At 34.3% G+C, this 16862-nt stretch carries 14 protein-coding genes; 10 read left to right on the top strand and 4 right to left on the bottom strand.

The window, feature by feature from the left end:
• Window positions 1-99 precede the first annotated feature (99 nt).
• The 3 genes from PL77_RS08485 to PL77_RS08475 all read left to right on the top strand — a co-directional run bounded on the left by PL77_RS08485 (window position 100) and on the right by PL77_RS08475 (window position 2931).
• Entirely contained in the window at window positions 100-423 is a 324-nt protein-coding gene (locus tag PL77_RS08485) for a DUF3276 family protein (protein WP_044203796.1), read from the top strand.
• A 128-nt stretch (window positions 424-551) separates the two neighbouring features.
• Complete coding sequence (locus PL77_RS08480; RefSeq protein ID WP_052444268.1) at window positions 552-1724, top strand: AI-2E family transporter; 1173 nt, start codon at window positions 552-554, stop codon at window positions 1722-1724.
• Window positions 1725-1848: 124 nt separating this feature from the next.
• Window positions 1849-2931, top strand: a complete 1083-nt coding sequence (locus PL77_RS08475) for a hypothetical protein (RefSeq protein WP_156152295.1) — start codon at window positions 1849-1851, stop codon at window positions 2929-2931.
• A gap of 82 nt (window positions 2932-3013) precedes the next feature.
• On the opposite strand, the gene pssA is transcribed toward PL77_RS08475, so the two are convergent.
• From pssA to PL77_RS08460, 3 genes are all read right to left on the bottom strand, one after another.
• A complete protein-coding gene (gene pssA / locus PL77_RS08470) occupies window positions 3014-3712 on the bottom strand; it encodes a CDP-diacylglycerol--serine O-phosphatidyltransferase (RefSeq protein ID WP_044203790.1) in 699 nt (232 codons plus the stop codon).
• 2 nt (window positions 3713-3714) lie between these two features.
• Window positions 3715-4356, bottom strand: coding sequence for an MBL fold metallo-hydrolase (locus PL77_RS08465; RefSeq protein WP_044203788.1), 642 nt, complete (start codon window positions 4354-4356; stop codon window positions 3715-3717).
• Window positions 4357-4509: 153 nt separating this feature from the next.
• Entirely contained in the window at window positions 4510-5169 is a 660-nt protein-coding gene (locus PL77_RS08460; RefSeq protein WP_044203786.1) for a tetratricopeptide repeat protein, read from the bottom strand.
• A 321-nt stretch (window positions 5170-5490) separates the two neighbouring features.
• Here PL77_RS08460 and PL77_RS08455 point away from each other — a divergent pair, with 321 nt between their 5' ends.
• The 4 genes from PL77_RS08455 (at window position 5491) to PL77_RS08440 (ending at window position 10150) form a co-directional block, all read left to right on the top strand.
• Window positions 5491-6570 (top strand): FAD-binding oxidoreductase, encoded by a 1080-nt coding sequence (locus tag PL77_RS08455; RefSeq protein ID WP_052444267.1) that lies wholly within the window; start codon window positions 5491-5493, stop codon window positions 6568-6570.
• On the top strand, window positions 6570-7814 hold the full coding sequence (locus PL77_RS08450) for a hypothetical protein (RefSeq protein ID WP_044203784.1): 1245 nt from the start codon (window positions 6570-6572) through the stop codon (window positions 7812-7814). The genes PL77_RS08455 and PL77_RS08450 overlap by 1 nt, the downstream gene beginning before the upstream one ends.
• 88 nt (window positions 7815-7902) lie before the next feature.
• The gene (gene aat / locus PL77_RS08445; RefSeq protein ID WP_044203782.1) at window positions 7903-8616 is read left to right on the top strand and encodes a leucyl/phenylalanyl-tRNA--protein transferase; all 714 of its coding nucleotides are present in this window, start codon (window positions 7903-7905) and stop codon (window positions 8614-8616) included.
• A 79-nt stretch (window positions 8617-8695) separates the two neighbouring features.
• Window positions 8696-10150, top strand: a complete 1455-nt coding sequence (locus PL77_RS08440; protein ID WP_044203780.1) for an aminoacyl-histidine dipeptidase — start codon at window positions 8696-8698, stop codon at window positions 10148-10150.
• 73 nt (window positions 10151-10223) lie between these two features.
• Here the strand turns inward: PL77_RS08440 and PL77_RS08435 are convergent, their stop codons facing one another.
• Window positions 10224-10769 (bottom strand): DUF255 domain-containing protein, encoded by a 546-nt coding sequence (locus tag PL77_RS08435; protein WP_044203777.1) that lies wholly within the window; start codon window positions 10767-10769, stop codon window positions 10224-10226.
• 19 nt (window positions 10770-10788) lie between these two features.
• Between PL77_RS08435 and PL77_RS08430 the strand changes: the two genes are divergently transcribed.
• The 3 genes from PL77_RS08430 to PL77_RS08420 all read left to right on the top strand — a co-directional run bounded on the left by PL77_RS08430 (window position 10789) and on the right by PL77_RS08420 (window position 16583).
• Window positions 10789-12939: a DPP IV N-terminal domain-containing protein gene (locus PL77_RS08430; RefSeq protein WP_044203775.1), complete on the top strand. Its 2151-nt coding sequence runs from the start codon at window positions 10789-10791 to the stop codon at window positions 12937-12939.
• Between the two features lie 342 nt (window positions 12940-13281).
• The gene (locus PL77_RS08425) at window positions 13282-14580 is read left to right on the top strand and encodes a dicarboxylate/amino acid:cation symporter (protein WP_044203773.1); all 1299 of its coding nucleotides are present in this window, start codon (window positions 13282-13284) and stop codon (window positions 14578-14580) included.
• Between the two features lie 137 nt (window positions 14581-14717).
• Window positions 14718-16583 carry a U32 family peptidase gene (locus PL77_RS08420; RefSeq protein ID WP_044203771.1) on the top strand — a complete coding sequence of 622 codons (1866 nt, stop codon included), beginning with the start codon at window positions 14718-14720 and terminating at the stop codon, window positions 16581-16583.
• The last annotated feature ends 279 nt before the right edge of the window (window positions 16584-16862 follow it).

The raw sequence follows: 16862 nt of genomic DNA, 5'->3' as shown, positions 1-16862 counted from the left end.
TCGAAAGTAGAAATAATATGCATTTTTTTTCGATTTGATTTGGATAATAGAAATGTTATATAAAAATTAGGATCGTAAATAAACTAAAAGATTAGGACTGTGGAAGAGAGAAGAGAAGAAATCTTTTCAAGGAAAGTTCGTGCAGGAAAACGTACTTACTTCTTTGATGTTAAAGCAACTCGTTCGAACGACTATTACTTGACCATAACGGAAAGTAAAAAGCGTTTCAAAGATGATCAGCCTGTATTTGAAAAGCACAAAATTTTCTTATACAAGGAAGATTTTGAAAAATTTGTTGATGCTTTGGGTGAATGCGTAGATAAGGTCAAGAATGATCTTTTACCTGGTGAGGACTACGATTACAAAGAAAGCTACAATAATGATTTCAAAAGTGAGCCATTAGATAATGATTTATCTTACTAGGCCTTTGATCATTCCAAAATGAAAAAAGACTCTTACTTATTTTCTTTAAGTAGGAGTCTTTTTTATCTTTAATTATTCAAAAGACCCATTCCATAAATCATATTTTTTTGATGTACTAAATAGTTGATATGGTACCTGATAAACTCTATAATTCTATTAAATCAATTGCGTCTGTAGCAAAATACTTTCGTTCATTTACGAACTTATTTTTGTTTATCGCTATCATATTTGTATTAGGTTGGCTTTCAGTGCAGTTGAAAGACATCCTTGCTTATATCGTTATTTCACTGATCATCTCTTCCATCTTACAAACGCCCACCAATTACATTGCTAATTTCCATGCCTTCGGGTATAAATTTCCCCGAACCTTAGCCGTATTTTGTTCATTTATAATCCTCTTTGGAATTATAGGATTATTTGTTTTCCTATTTTATCCCCTCATCAAGAGTCAAATTGAAGTCTTGACAGACAAAAATACGCAAGAGTTGATTATGGTGGTGGAAGGACCGATTTACAGTCTTGAAAACCTTATTAGAGAATATATCTTACAAGACGCAGAAAAAGGGTTTCTATTGGAACAATTAACGGAAAGGATTACATCTTTAATTCAAAGTGATAGTATCAGAACTTTTGTCAATGGTTTAATTGCATTGACAGGTAATTTTTTCGTAGGAACAATGGCTGTACTATTTATCACTTTTTTCTTCCTCTATGATCCAAGTTTATTAAGACGTCAATTAATTATATTAATTCCTAATCGATATTTTGAAGTATCTATCTCTGCTTTAATCAAAACTGAAAAACTACTCTCTAGTTACCTCTTGGGACTTTTCTTACAAATGCTTAGTATTTTCTCCATTGCAACTATCGGATTGAAGATTGCTAATGTTGAATATGCTATTACTATTGCCGTTTTTGCCGCCGTAGCCAACCTCATTCCTTATCTAGGACCATTTATTGGAGGCTCTTTTGGTGTTTTGGTCGGAGTACTTACAGATCCTACTTTGGTTGACATGTCAGATTATATTTTCTTAGTGATAAAAGTACTTTCTGTCTTCGGTGTAGTACAATTAGTGGATAATGTAGTGGTACAACCTATTATTTTCTCACGAAGTGTAAAAATGCATCCATTAGCCATCTTTTTGGCTGTATTTGTAGGGTCAGCGTTAGGTGGTGTTGTCGGGATGATTTTCGCAATCCCCACACTTACTATTCTTAAAGTTGGGTCAGAGGAGTTTTGGTATGGCTACAAAAGGTATCAAATCTTTAGAGATAAAGTTCCTAAGCTGAAAAAGGAATAAACTTCTATTCTCAGCTGCTTAGTATTCGTTTTTTAGCAATTAACTAGAAACTTCTTATCGTAGACTTCAATTCATATTTGTTTTCTAATCTTAACAAGCAATAAATTAAACTAAAGAGATTATCATGACTAAATCAACATACATCTCCCTTCTCATCTGTATATTTCTGAATTTCCATTATAGTTATGGACAAAAAAATATAGAGGTGGAGTATATTAATATCCCATCAAACAGTGGTGATAGAGGAATCAAATATTTTGTAAATGGACAAGAGTTTGATGCTCAACCTATCATGAAAACAGAGGATATTGATTCTTTATATATGAATACTAAAGATACCTTAAATGGTCCTTCAATTCATATGACTACAAAAAAACACCTCAATTTTATATCCATTCAAGACCTGATTAAAAATCACCTTGACATCGACGCCCGCTATTCAGTATTTAAATACAATGATTATTATATACAGGGCAATATAGAGGACTTCTATATTGATGAAGATTACATACTTAAGTTGGAAGTGTTAAATGGGAAAAGTTTTTCCTATATCAATAAGAAGACAAAACTTACAATTATCAATATTGTACCCAAAACCAAAGAAAACTTAAAACCGAAAGTAATGATCAAAAAGCCCGTGATCTACTTTAACACGGAGAAGGAAATTGATGTAAATGTGAAAGTGGAATTGGATGGAGCAATTACTGCTTCTTATCCAAAATACAATTCTGAAGGGTGGAACTTAAAAGTGCTTCCTTCGGGAGATATAATAGATCAGAAAGATCAAAGAAAGCACAAATATATTTATTGGGAAGGTGATTTGAGGTCTAAGTTTTCTTATGAAAATCAAAATAAAGGATATGTGATTGCCAAGGACTCAACCATATCATTTCTTGAAAAAACTTTACCTCAATTCGGTTTAAATACTTATGAAATAAATGATTTTATAAGTTATTGGATCCCTGAATTAAATAAGAATGAATATAATTTTATTCAATTTATGATCAACGAAAGTTGTGATGATATAGCGAAGTTAAATATTCAACCACAACCAGATCGTGAAATTCGACTTTATATGTTTTTCAAGGGGTGTAGCAAAGATAAAATTGCCATAGAACCTCAGATTAAAAGCTATAATAAAAAGAGAGATGGTTTTACGGTTATTGAATGGGGCGGTGCAGAAATCAGTCAAGAGGATATCTTATAATCATTAAAATATGATTTAAAAATAAAGCCTTTATTGATCATTCCGATCAATAAAGGCTTTAAATATAGATATTATCAGCTTTCTATTTCCTATTAAAAATAATCGAAACCAAAACCTGAGTAACAACAATCAAAGGCAATGCAGCCACCTGTAAAAAGATCAGAAGCAATACACTTACTCCAATTAATGTATACCTTGGTTCATTTCCTTTCCACCCAAAGTTTTTAAACTTTAAAGATACCAATGGTATTTCTGCATTTAGTAAATAAGACATTACGACTGCGATACCAATAAGAAGGTACTTGTTTAGAATATAAGGTGAGAACTCTGGATAGTATCTTAAAATTAAAGGCAAAGATCCGATCAAAAGAGCATTAGCGGGTGTTGGTACTCCAATAAAACCATCTGATTGTCTTTCGTCGATATTAAAATTGGCTAAACGAATGGCAGAAAATGCGGCTATCAGATAGGCAATATACGGTAAATAGGTAGTATGCGTATCTGCTAATAATTCTACCTGTAATAACAACTGATAAAGGATCACTGCAGGTAAAACACCAAAAGTGACCATATCAGCTAAAGAGTCCAATTCCTTTCCCATTGGAGAGGAAACTTTCAACATTCTGGCAGCAAAACCATCGAAAAAGTCAAAAGTGGCTCCTACTAAAATCATAGCTGCTCCTAAAAACAAATCGCCTTCGAAACAGAATGATATACCAATACAACCACTGATCAAGTTACCACAAGTAATGGCGTTTGGAATGTGTTTTTTAATTCCCATAATTAACCTCTTACAAATGGATTACTTCTTTTCTCATCACCGATTGTTGTAAATGGTCCGTGCCCTGGGTAAACAATCGTCTCATCAGGCAAGGCATACATTACATTTTTGATGTTATCTAATAAAGTTTGGTGATCACCACCTGGCAAATCTGTTCTACCAATTGAACCTTTAAATAACACATCTCCACCTAAAGCAATTTTTTGTTCTTGATCAAAGAAAACAAGATGTCCCGGTGAATGCCCTGGAGCATATAATATTTGAAGTGATGTATTTCCAAAAGTTACTTCACCTTCATTTTCTAGTAATTCATCATGCGTAGAAGTGACGAAACCCGGAATACCGTATTTGGCTGCTGAGTTGGCTCCACTTGCTAAAGTCTCAATCTCTCCTTTGGGAATATATAATTTCACACCAAAAGTATCTTGACAGAATTTGTTACCGAAAACATGGTCTAGGTGACAATGTGTATTGACAATTTTCACCACTTTCAACTCATTGCTATCAATAAATCCTTTCAATGCCTGTTCTTCTGAAGCATCATAACAGCCCGGATCGACAATAATTGCTTCTTTTGTATCGTCCCAAACCACATATGTATTTTCTTGAAAAGGGCTAAAAGTTAATGTATGTACGTTAATCATCTTATTTTTTATGCTTTATCACTACTCTTCTAAGGGTCAATTATTTGTAACTCAACCTTAGTGAATAGTATCCTTTTGAATTAAAATTTCTTCGAACGTACAAATTTTAACCTAGATATGCTACCTTTTAAATGATTTTAGAGCCACCAAAAACTAATTCGATTGACAATGCTTATCAATGTATTCCTGCGATTTTAAGTTCCCCAATTCTTTTGCCGCATGAAAATCAATACATGCATCTTCCTTTTTTCCTAAGCGTAAATAAGAAACTGCTCTTAAATGAATGGCATTATAATTTTCTTGATCCTCCTCAATTAAAACTGAAAGGTCGTGAATTGCATTGGTATAGTCTTTTAAGTAATAATGACTCACCGCTTTGTTATAATAACAGCTTTGAGTATTGATTGGATGTTCTGGGTTAAGATTGGCTAATGTAATTTCATAATTACGAACTGCTTTACGGAAGTCTTTTAACTTGAAGTAAATATTTCCAGCCTTCAAATGATAATCCGCTTGACCTGTTTGTAACTTGATCGTCAATTCTATGTACTTCTTCGCATTTTCATAGTCTTTTAACTCATAATATGAGCTTGCTACACCATAAGAGTAATCAGAGAAATTAGGATTCAGTTCATAGGCTAATAAAAAATTACTTAAGGCTTTATCATAAGTCTTAATGTCATAATCAGCTTTAGCTTGTTGATAATAATCAATGGCTTTATTTAATTTTTCGCTATCAATAATCGCATCTTGGGCATAAAGAAACTGAGACAACAATAAAAATAGACCTAGTATTAAAGTTTTTCTAAACATTATTATAGATTGAAATAAAAAAATGTAATATAAATTACAATTCAATTAAAGTGCCAATACTAAAAAACAGAACACTTCAATTGCAATATTTTAAAAGAAACGAACAATTCTATCAATCAGTTGCAAATAATCCGTAAATATATTGCAAATTTCAAACTCACAAATGTTAACTACCTACCGTTCAGCTACAATAAGAAATTCTCAACATTAGTATTCATGATCACGTTATTGACCATTTTGATATAAAAACGATTGTTTTCTTTTGTCCTACTGCATAGAATATGATATTTGTAGGCATTATTTATTTTTTGAGCATTTGGTATGACAGAGATTATAGATTATCTAATTGTAGGGCAAGGAATTGCGGGTAGTATATTAACAGAAACAGTTATCAATCGAAATAAAACCTTTAAACTTATTGATAATGGAAGTTTGAAGAACTCATCAAGAGTAGCTGGTGGATTGTACAACCCCATCACTGGTAGAAAGATGGTAAAGACATGGCTTTGTGATACCATTTTTGATAAGATTGAAGACTTCTATCCTACTTTTGATCAGAAATATAATATCAAAAGTTTTATTCCTATTCCACTTTATTTCCCGTTTGATTCTCAAGAAAAACAGACGGACTGGATTGCTGCAAGTGCAGATGAAAAGTATTCCTCCTATGTAAAAGGGTTTGTAAAAGAAGGTCTTTACAATGAATATATTGACGGGTCATTTGGAGGAATGGAAGTGCAAAGAAGTGGCTACTTAGATATACCTGTTTTCTTGGATGCATTCAAAGAAAAAAACAAAGAACACATTCTTGAGGAAGAGTTTGAATACGATAAAATCCAACAAAAGGACGGTTTTATTGAATATAAAAATATCAAGGCAAAACATATCATTTTTGCAGAAGGGAATAAAGTAGAAAATAATCCTTTCTTTACAGCGTTAGACTTTAGACCGGTCAAAGGTGAATTACTGCTTATAAAGTTTAAAAATGCAAGGTTTCAGCATATCATCAACAGAAATGGTTTTATCTTACCAATTGATGATCAAGGAACTTGCAAATTAGGAGCAACCTATGAAAGAGTAGAAGAAATGGATTCTCCAACTCCTAAAGGCAAAAGACAACTGCTTGAAAAAGTGGAACCACTTGTCAATGATGAATTTGAAATTTTAGAGCATTGGTCGGGTATTCGTCCTGCTACATTTGATCGTCGTCCATTTATAGGAACACATGAAGCATATAAAAATATTCATATATTTAATGGATTAGGTGCTAAAGGCGTTTCGCTTGGACCTTATTTTTCAGAATTACTGCTAGAAAGTATAGAAAATGGAAAGGCATTACCTTATGAGGTAAGACTCAATAGACTTTCCAAACAACAAAGAATTGAACAAAACTCGAAATAATGAATAATCAGCTCAATACCATTTTTTCAAAATTACAGATGAGGTCTGTATTACTTTATATTTTATCACTGGTATTAATTTTAGCTGCAACAAGTGTAAAGATTTATTATGATGTAAACCTTGAAAAACTTTTTTTACAAAAAGTTTTATCTAATTCTAAAGCATTAGTCAATTACAAACAAGCATCGACAGAAATTGAAAAAACAATTCAAGATATTAAAATGGATGCCTTTGATTTGTATAAGATTACTTTAACAGATGTCTACTATCTTAACGATAATGGAGCGGCTCTGTTTTGGCTTAATCAGGGTAAAGAAAGAAGTATCTTGAACCGTAGTCAAGCAAGTGAAATCCCTGCTTCATTAAAAGCTTTTTTTAGAGCTGATAACAACCTTACAAATCAATCCGTCGGAGAATGGTATGTAATCAAAAAGAAAGTGAATCAGACAACAAATCAGTCCATTGCAATTGTAATTAATGAGTTTGATTTATGGCTTAAAGTCAGCATTCAATCACTACCATTAATTGCTTTATGCATTTTGCTTCTGAGTATTATTTTTATAGCTCAAATTTCGAGTACAAATACCTGGTTAAAACGTCCCCTTTCAAAATTCTTTAAACATCTCGAATATGAAAGCCAAGGAATTAGTAGTGAACTAGAACGAGATGTTCCAAACGAATGGCAGGAGCTTTTCTTAGAATATGACATTTCTTCCGAAAGTCAATTGAATAATAAAGGTCTGTCGAAAGAGTCTGAAAAGGAAGCCACACAAAGGCATCATGCCCAATTGCAAGAACTCAGATGGGCCAAAGAACAACTCGCAGAATATCAGAAAAAATCTTCAGAACAACAGACTTCCGGCGTGGATTCCAAAATCCAAAGTTTCTTTGATACTTTTCAAAAAGCAACTATCGGTGTAATGGTGACGGATGCTGATAGTATTCCTATTTTCTTAAATAATAAAGGAAAAGAATTATTAGGTAAAGGCACAATGCCCGAAAATGAGGAAGATTTAATCGATATTCGAAAAATATTTATTTCTGACACCAATACTGAAATGCCTAATGATCAACACCCAATCATTAAGGTTAAACTTGAAAATAAACCTCAGATAGTCAAATACATCGATAGTTACAACCCCAACACCAAAGAGAGAAAGAAAATTCAGATGTATGCCACACCAATAACGGCCTACACATCAATGAACGAATATTACCTAATATTAATAGCTGAAGAAAAGTAATTTTTCTTATTTTTATCAAAATAATTTGTAGATATCGACGGAGTAAAACTAAATCTCGTTTACTCCAAAAGTTCACTTAAAAGAAAACATGCCAATATTTCAGCTAGAAGATGACAACGTGATGTTCCCTCCTGCCCGCTTGACGGATGAGAGTGGTATTCTTGCAGTCGGAGGAGATTTAACTCCTAAAAGAATTATTGAAGCTTATGCAAATGGTGTTTTCCCATGGTTTAATCCAGAAGACCCTTTGCTTTGGTGGTCTCCCGATCCCCGTTGTGTTTTATTTCCTGAAAATATTTATGTTTCCAAAAGTATGCGTCAACTCTTAAGGCGTGATACTTTTAAGGTGACATTTGATCAAAATTTTGAAGGTGTAATTGCCGCATGCAAAGAGATCTACAGGCCTGATCAAGGTGGGACTTGGATTACTGATGAGATGGAAGAAGCCTATAATCAACTTCACAAAATCGGTTTTATGCATTCTGTAGAAGTTTGGGAAAATGATGAGCTTGTCGGTGGCTTATATGGCGGTGCGATGCAAAAAGCTTTTTTTGGGGAATCAATGTTTTCAAAACGTAGTAATGCCTCTAAATATGGCTTTATTATGCTTTGTAAAAATCTGATTGAACAAGGTTATGAAATTATTGACTGTCAGATGCATACTCCACACCTTGAAAGCTTAGGGGCTGAAGAAATCCCACGGGATGCATTCCTTTTGTATACCGATAGAAATCAGCAAAGAGAGTTCGACAGACAAAATTGGAATGAAATCTTTAGAACTGATTTTTATACAAATCTGTAAGTTTATATTATTTTTGAATTGAATTTGAATAGAAAGTTAACAAAGATGTTAATTTTCAACATACTAACATATACAAAACATGAACAAAGAAGTAGCTCAATTGAATCCCGTTGATATTTGGGAAAACTTTGAGAAAATGAACGAGGTTCCAAGAGGATCTAAGAAAGAAGAAAGAATTATTGCATTCACTAAAAAGTTCGGAGAAGATTTAGGATTACCCACTTTTGTTGATAAAACAGGCAATGTGATCATCAAAAAACCTGCAACACCGGGTATGGAAGACCGAAAAGGAATTATCATTCAATCACATATTGATATGGTACACCAGAAAAATGCGGATACTGATTTCGATTTCGATGAAGATGGAATTCAGTCTTACATTGATGGTGATTGGGTAAAAGCAAAAGGAACAACACTAGGTGCCGACAACGGTATTGGAGCTGCTACTATGATGGGTATTTTGGCTTCTAAAGAATTAGTCCATGGCCCAATTGAAGCATTATTTACAATTGATGAAGAAACAGGCATGACTGGTGCTTTCGGTTTGGAAGGCGGCATGCTTGATGGAGATATTTTATTAAACCTAGACACCGAAGACGAACACGAATTGTGTATCGGATGTGCAGGTGGTATTGACACCAACGTCAATTACAACTACGAGGAAGTAACAGCTGAAGGTGCTGCTTTCAAAATTGAATTGAAAGGTTTGAAAGGTGGTCACTCAGGGTGTGAAATTCACTTAGGACGTGGTAACGCTAATAAACTAATGAACCGTTTACTTTGGAGAACAAACCAAAAATTCGGTTTAGAAGTTGCTGAAATTGATGGCGGAAGTTTAAGAAATGCTATCCCTCGTGAATCATTTGCAACAGTCGTAATTGCTGAGGATAAAGTAGAAGAATTTAAGGCTTATATTGCCGAATTCGAAGCTACTATCAAGCAAGAGTTACACGCTACTGAGCCTAATTTAGTAGTTCTTCTTGATGCTGTTGAATTGCCCTCAAAAGTAATGGAGGTAAAAGTACAAGAAGCTCTTTTAAGTGCAGTGTATGCCTCTCCATGTGGTGTTATCAGAATGTCAGATGATTTGGAAGGATTGGTAGAGACTTCTACTTCACTTTCAAGAGTACTAGTAAAAGATGGAAAAGTAACGGTTCAATTCCTTACAAGAAGTTCAGTAGATTCTGCCAAGTATGATGTTACCCATCAAATTGAAGGTGCATTTGCAATCACCAAAGGAGATGTAGAACACGGTGGAGCTTATCCGGGATGGACACCAAATGCTAATTCTGAAATCTTGGAAGAGATGAAAGAGATTCATCAAGAGTTATTCAATAAACCTGCAATCGTTAATGCTGTTCACGCAGGATTAGAATGTGGTATTATTGGTAGCCACTACCCTCATTTAGATATGATTTCATTTGGTCCTACAATTAAAAACCCTCACTCACCAGATGAGATGTGTGAGATCAATACAGTGCGTAGATTCTGGGACTTTATCAAAATCACTTTAGAAAGAGTAGCAAAGAAATAACCTTTTGCTTACCATAAAAATGGTGAATTAGAAACAAGTAATTGATTTCTAATTCACCATTTTGTGTAAATGTTTATTTTGATTTTGGATAAGGTGAAGTATACTTTTCTTTATAGTCATTGAATGACACATTTTCAAAAGCTCCTTCCTCTATGAAGGAAAGAATCAAATGCATACTCTTTTTATCTTGAAAACCTGGTACAGGAACAGGCTCAGCTAAAAGCTGCTCTTTTTTATTGACCATTATAAAAACAGTGGTAGGAAAACTCATTTTTCCATTTAATAAAGTAGCAGCCAACTCATGATACCCTTTTCCTCCTTGACTGATAAAATCATAGGTGGTTCCTTGAAATTGAATAGCCTTACGTGACTCCGCATTAAGTTTCACTGCATAATAGTTTTCATTGACATATTTTACAATGGAAGGATCTGAAAAAGTGGAACGATCCATTTTCTTACACCAACCACACCAATCCGTATAAACATCAATAAATATTTTTCGAGGTTCTTTTTTACTTTTTGTTACTGCTTCCTCAAAACTCATCCAGTGAATTTTCTCTTGTGCTTGTAGGCTTTGAGAAAGTAGCAATACAAAAAATGCTGATAATAGAAATCGCATATAAATCATAATATTCAAAATGAAACGACTTTATAGTTTAGCAACCCTTTGTCTTTTAATCCTTAGTGCTTTAAGTAGTCAAGCACAGAATAAGACCTTAACATTAGAACAATCCATCGTTGAAAGATGGTCGACTTTTTACCCTGAAAGAATAAGCGTTCAATGGCAACCTAATGCTAAAGGTTATTACACCATTATTGAAGATAATGCATTAATTGCAACTTACGCTAAAAAAGGCAGTAAGAAAACGTTGATTTCATTAGAAGAAGTCAAAAAGTCTAATGAAAACTTAGAGGATTTAAAAAGGTTCCCTCGCTACAAATGGGTATCTCAAAATGAATTTATTTTCAATTACCATAATCAGTTTTTCAAAACGAACATCGCATCAAAGGAATCTATCCAATTAGGTTCTTGGAATGAAGAAGGTGCAAATGCTGATTTCACTTCTGATTACTCCAAAGCAGCCTATACCATCGAAAACAATCTTTTCATTACAGTTGATGGAAAAGAAACTCAAATTTCTAAAGAAGACAATAAAGAAATTGTATTTGGTCAAGTTGTTCATAGAAATGAGTTTGGTGTGCACAAGGGTACTTACTGGTCACCAAATGGTAATGCCATCGCTTACTATAGAAATGATCAAACTATGGTCACTGACTACCCTCTAGTCAACCTAGCGACAACACCAGCTTCTTCCAACCCTACAAAATACCCAATGGCAGGAATGAAGAGTGAAGAAGTTACCTTACACATTTACAATATCAAAACACAAAAGAGTGTTCAGGTAAAAACAGAAGGACCAAAAGAGCAATACTTAACGAATATTGTTTGGAGCCCAGATGAGCAATTTATCTACATCGGTATTTTAAATAGAGATCAAAATCATTTGGCACTTAATCAATACAATGCGGCAAACGGTGCGTTTATCAAAACACTTTTCGAAGAGAAAGATGATAAATACTTATCTATTACTCACCCAATGGAATTCCTTCCAAACAGCAATGATCAATTTATCTGGAGAACAGAAAAAGATGGCTTTGAGCATGTTTACTTATACAACACTGAAGGAAAAGAGTTAGCACAGCTAACGTCTGGCGAATGGGTTGTCATGGATGTAATTGGTTTTGACAAAAAGAAACAAAACCTTTTCGTTTTAGGAACTGATAATAATGGTTTAGATAGACAAGTTTATAAAGCCAACTTAAAGTCGAAGAAAGTCAGTAAAATCACAACAGAATCGGGAGTGTATAGCCAAGTTCAATATGATGCATCAAGTAATCTTTTCTTGTCTGCTTTTACGAACTTAACAACACCTAACAAAGAAGTTATTTTTGATGGAAATGGTAAAATGATCAGTACCATTCTTGATGCAGAAGATCCATTAAAAGATTATACTGTTTCGCCTATTGAGCTTTCTACAATCAAAGCTGCAGATGGTACTTCAGTTTTGAATACAAGAATGATCAAGCCTGTTGATTTTGATCCAAATAAAAAATACCCGGTCATTGTCTATGTATATGGTGGCCCAGGAGTTCAATTGATCACCAACAGATGGCAAGCCGGTGCAGCACTTTGGATGCAGAAGGCAGCACAAGATGGTTATATTATCTATACTGTAGACAGTAGAGGTACTGAAAACAGAGGTAAAGACTTTGAACAAGCTACTCACTTGAAATTAGGTACTGAAGAAGTAAAGGATCAACTATTAGGAGTAGAATACCTCAAATCATTGCCTTACATTGATGCAGACAGAATGGCTATTCACGGATGGAGTTTTGGTGGATTTATGACCACTTCATTAATGACAAAAGCTGCTGATACATTTAAAGTTGGTGTAGCAGGTGGACCAGTAATGGATTGGGAGTTGTATGAAGTAATGTACACTGAAAGATATATGTCTACTCCACAACTGAATGCAGAAGGCTACGAAGAGGCTAAATTATTAAACAAAACAACTTTATTAAAAGATAAACTATTGATTATTCATGGTTTAATTGATGATGTTGTTGTACCTCAACACTCTTTCTTATTCTTAGAAAACTGTGTGAAGAATGGTGTTCAAGTAGATTTCTTTACTTATCCAGGACACCCTCACAATGTTAGAGGAAAAGACAGAGTACACTTAATGCGAAAAGTATTAATGTACATTGATGATGCATTAGGAAAATAATATTTGACTCCCTCATTTCACGGTGAGGGAGTTTTCCATTTTGAAACCTTAATATTTTCAAAAAAGAAAGTTTTTTTGGCTTCACTGCATTATCTTGTGGCGTTTTTGAAATGATAACTTCCAAAACGCTCTTTATTTTCTTATGACCAGAAAACAAAGTTCGCTATTTTCAAAAGCAATATTTTATTTTTTTGTCGAAAAATGTGTAAAAGCAACTTGGCAATTCAATTGAGGTCAACTACCTTCTATTCCTTAAGCACACGGAATAGAGAATTTTACTTATAACATTAACAAGAGTAGGTTTATCTTACTCGCAGATCCTATCTTTACGAAACAACAATAATGAAAAAAATTGCATTGCATTGGAAAATAATCATCGGGATGGTATTAGGACTCCTCCTAGGATTATTGATAAGCTATACAGGAAACGCTCAATTCTCTAATGATTGGATCAAACCCTTTGGTACTATCTTTATTCGATTACTTAAATTAATTGCTGTACCTCTTGTTCTTATTTCTTTGGTCAATGGTGTGGCATCAATGACCGATCTTTCAAAGCTTTCAAAAATGGGAGGTCGTGCTGTCGGAATCTATTTAATTACCACTATTATAGCTGTTACTATTGGCCTTCTCTTAGTAAATGTCTTCCAACCTGGAGCAGGTTTTTCGGAAGAAATGAGAGCTAGTTTCTTAGAACGTTTTGCTGATAGTGCTTCTTCAAGAGTCGCACAAGCCTCTGAAGTACAACAAAGAAGTCCTTTACAACCTTTATTGGATATGGTGCCTGGCAATATTTTCAATGCCATGAGCAGTAATAGTAATATGCTACAAGTGATCTTTTTTGCTATTCTATTTGGAGTGTCATTAGTGGCAATACCAGCAGAACATGGAAAAGCAGTAAAAGAACTCTTCAAAAGTCTCGATAAAATTATATTAAAGATGGTGGATCTGATCATGAAATTTGCTCCTTATGGCGTATTTGCATTGATCACATCACTTATCACTGATTTTACGGGTGATGATCCATCAAAAGCAACTGAATTGTTGTTGACACTTGGTTTTTACTCTCTTGTAGTGATCATTGGCTTATTAATCATGGTTGCAGTAATCTATCCATCTATCTTAAAAATATTCGCTAAAGTTAATTTCTCTAGATTTATCAGAGGTATTTTCCCAGCACAAATGATGGCTTTTTCTACGAGTAGTAGTGCAGCTGCATTACCTGTTACGATGAAGCAAGTAGAAGAAGAACTAGGCGTTTCTGAAGAAACAACAAGTTTTGTACTTCCTTTAGGAGCTACAGTGAACATGGATGGTACAAGTTTATATCAAGGAGTTGCAGCTGTATTTATTGCACAGGTATTTGGTCAAGACTTAACACTTGCGGATCAAATCTCAATTGTAATTACGGCTACCTTAGCCTCTATCGGTTCTGCAGCTGTACCGGGTGCAGGTATCATTATGCTGATCATCGTATTAGAACAAGTTGGCTTGCCTACAGAAGGTATTGCTTTGATTCTTGCTCCAGATAGAATTCTAGATATGTTCAGAACTGTTGTGAATGTTACTGGCGATTCTACGGTGGCCATTCTAGTCGACAAAGCCGTTGGTAATAAACCTTCAATTGAAGGAACGGAATAGAAAAGAAAAAAACTACTACTCAAAAAGTAGTCTCGAAATATTAAAAAAAAGCTGATTCATTGACTTGGATCAGCTTTTTTTCCAAATAAAACATTCCAATTCACATTTCATTTCAAAAACACTCCTAAATTTGCACCATGAAAAAATCTCTAGAATTATTAGCACCCGCAAAAAACATTGAAATTGGATTCTCAGCGATCAATCACGGCGCTGATGCAGTTTATATTGGTCCAAAAGCTTTTGGAGCAAGAGACGGTGTAGGCAACACTATTCAAGAAATAGAAAAGTTAACAAAACATGCACACCGTTTTAATGCAAAGATTTTTGCAACGATGAACACTTTGTTGTTCGATCATGAATTAGATCAAGCACATCAACAAGCGTGGGATTTATATCATGCAGGTGTGGATTCTTTGATTATTCAGGATATGGGTCTTTTAGAGATGGACCTTCCTCCTATTCCACTTCACGCCAGTACTCAAACGCACAACTATGACCTTGAAAAAGTAATGTTCTTGGAAAAAGTGGGCTTTGATAGAGTGGTATTGGCAAGAGAGCTTTCTATTAAACAAATCCAAGAGATTGGTGAAAAAACAAATGTGGAGTTAGAAGCTTTTGTGGCTGGCGCACTTTGCGTAAGTTTAAGTGGACAATGCTATATGAGTAATAACGTGGGTGATCGTTCTGCTAACAGAGGTGCATGTGGTCAACCTTGCCGTCTTCCTTACGATTTGGTAGACAATGCTGGACAAAAATTGGCCAGTCAAAAGCACTTGCTTTCACTAAAAGATCTTAACCTAAGTGACTATGTATTACCATTGGCAAGAGCCGGTGTGAAGTCTTTCAAGATTGAGGGAAGACTCAAAGATGAAGCCTACGTTAAAAACATGGTCGGCAACTTTAGAAAACGCATCGATTTTGTTTTAAATAAATATGGTGATGAGTTTGTTTCTGACGCTCAAGGTAAGGTCACTTTAGGATTTGAACCTGCCCCTGAGAAAACTTATAATAGAGAATTTACAACTTATTTCTACGAGAAGAGAAAAGATACAATAGCCAACTTTGATACGCCAAAAGCGATTGGTGATCGAATTGGTGTCGTAAAACAGATAAAGGGCAATCAATACCTTATTGAAACGGACAAAAAACTTATACCAGGAGATGGTTTGTGTTTCTTAGACAAGCATGAGAAACTTCAAGGTATGAAAGTAGAGCATGTTGACGATAAAGGTTGGATCAAAACTTCATTGGTAATGGGAGTTCGCGTTGGTGCTGAGATTTTCAGAAACTTTGATCAGCAATACAATAAAGAACTTAAAAGTGAAAAAACGGTTCGTAAGATTGATACTAACATTCGTTTAGATTGGCAAAATCATCAGGTAGACTTATCAATCGAAGATATTTATGGTAATAAAATAACCCACCATTATAAAGAGCCTTTTGAATTAGCTTCTAATAAGGAAAAAGCAGCTCAGAATTTAACCAAGTCATTAAAAAAGTCGGGTAATACTATTTTTGATGTATTGGATGTTCAACTCCCCGAAGGTGATCTTCCTTTTATTCCAGGTGGAAAAGTGAACCAATGGAGAAGAGATCTTATTGAAGCACTTGAAGAAAAGAGAAACAAAAGCTACAAGCAGCCTTCAAGAATCAATACTGATATTGATGACACTTATCCTTTCTACCAAAAGAAATTTGATCATCATGGTAATGTATTGAACGAAAAAGCGAGAGCGTTTTATACTCGTCATGGTGTAGAAGAAATTGGTGAAGGTTTTGAAGGACGTGAAGACAAGAGTAAACTTCGATTGATGACAACCAAGCACTGCCTTCGTTATCAAATTGGTATGTGTGATGAACACGAAACCTTCGTTACTCCTCCTGACAACGTTCAGTTTCCTCTTTTCCTTAAATACAAAGATGTTCGCTATAAGCTGAAATTCAACTGTAAGGATTGTGTGATGCTTATTGATGATGCACCTGAAGAAGAGGTCGCTAAGTAAAAAATAATAAGGATTAAAATCCCAAGCTTCAATGGTAAAAATTAAAGCTTGGGATTTTTTATTTATCAACTCTTCGCAAAAGAGTTAAACATTTACTCTTTAGATAAGTTGGTCTCCAATCACTTCAATATTACCTCTTACAGCTTCTGAAGGTTTTTCGCTGAAATCCACAAAATAAATTGTAAACTAAATTATCATTAACTTTTAATCGACCTTTCTACAAGCATTTATAGGATCAACTTTCAAGATTCTTTCCTCTTCGTTTTTGTCTTAAAACAA

The sequence above is a fragment of the Flammeovirga sp. OC4 genome, from assembly GCF_000812565.1.
GTDB lineage: Bacteria > Bacteroidota > Bacteroidia > Cytophagales > Flammeovirgaceae > Flammeovirga.
The sequence above is the reverse complement of the archived record's forward strand: the minus strand, read 5'-3'. Positions and strand labels throughout refer to the sequence as shown.

Coding starts and splice junctions, on each gene's coding strand:
- PL77_RS08480 (WP_052444268.1), top strand. CDS start 552: ATGGTACCTGATAAACTCTATAATTCTATTAAATCAATTGCGTCTGTA.
- PL77_RS08475 (WP_156152295.1), top strand. CDS start 1,849: ATGACTAAATCAACATACATCTCCCTTCTCATCTGTATATTTCTGAAT.
- pssA (WP_044203790.1), bottom strand. CDS start 3,712: ATGGGAATTAAAAAACACATTCCAAACGCCATTACTTGTGGTAACTTG.
- PL77_RS08465 (WP_044203788.1), bottom strand. CDS start 4,356: ATGATTAACGTACATACATTAACTTTTAGCCCTTTTCAAGAAAATACA.
- PL77_RS08460 (WP_044203786.1), bottom strand. CDS start 5,169: ATGTTTAGAAAAACTTTAATACTAGGTCTATTTTTATTGTTGTCTCAG.
- PL77_RS08455 (WP_052444267.1), top strand. CDS start 5,491: ATGACAGAGATTATAGATTATCTAATTGTAGGGCAAGGAATTGCGGGT.
- PL77_RS08450 (WP_044203784.1), top strand. CDS start 6,570: ATGAATAATCAGCTCAATACCATTTTTTCAAAATTACAGATGAGGTCT.
- aat (WP_044203782.1), top strand. CDS start 7,903: ATGCCAATATTTCAGCTAGAAGATGACAACGTGATGTTCCCTCCTGCC.
- PL77_RS08440 (WP_044203780.1), top strand. CDS start 8,696: ATGAACAAAGAAGTAGCTCAATTGAATCCCGTTGATATTTGGGAAAAC.
- PL77_RS08435 (WP_044203777.1), bottom strand. CDS start 10,769: ATGCGATTTCTATTATCAGCATTTTTTGTATTGCTACTTTCTCAAAGC.
- PL77_RS08430 (WP_044203775.1), top strand. CDS start 10,789: ATGAAACGACTTTATAGTTTAGCAACCCTTTGTCTTTTAATCCTTAGT.
- PL77_RS08425 (WP_044203773.1), top strand. CDS start 13,282: ATGAAAAAAATTGCATTGCATTGGAAAATAATCATCGGGATGGTATTA.
- PL77_RS08420 (WP_044203771.1), top strand. CDS start 14,718: ATGAAAAAATCTCTAGAATTATTAGCACCCGCAAAAAACATTGAAATT.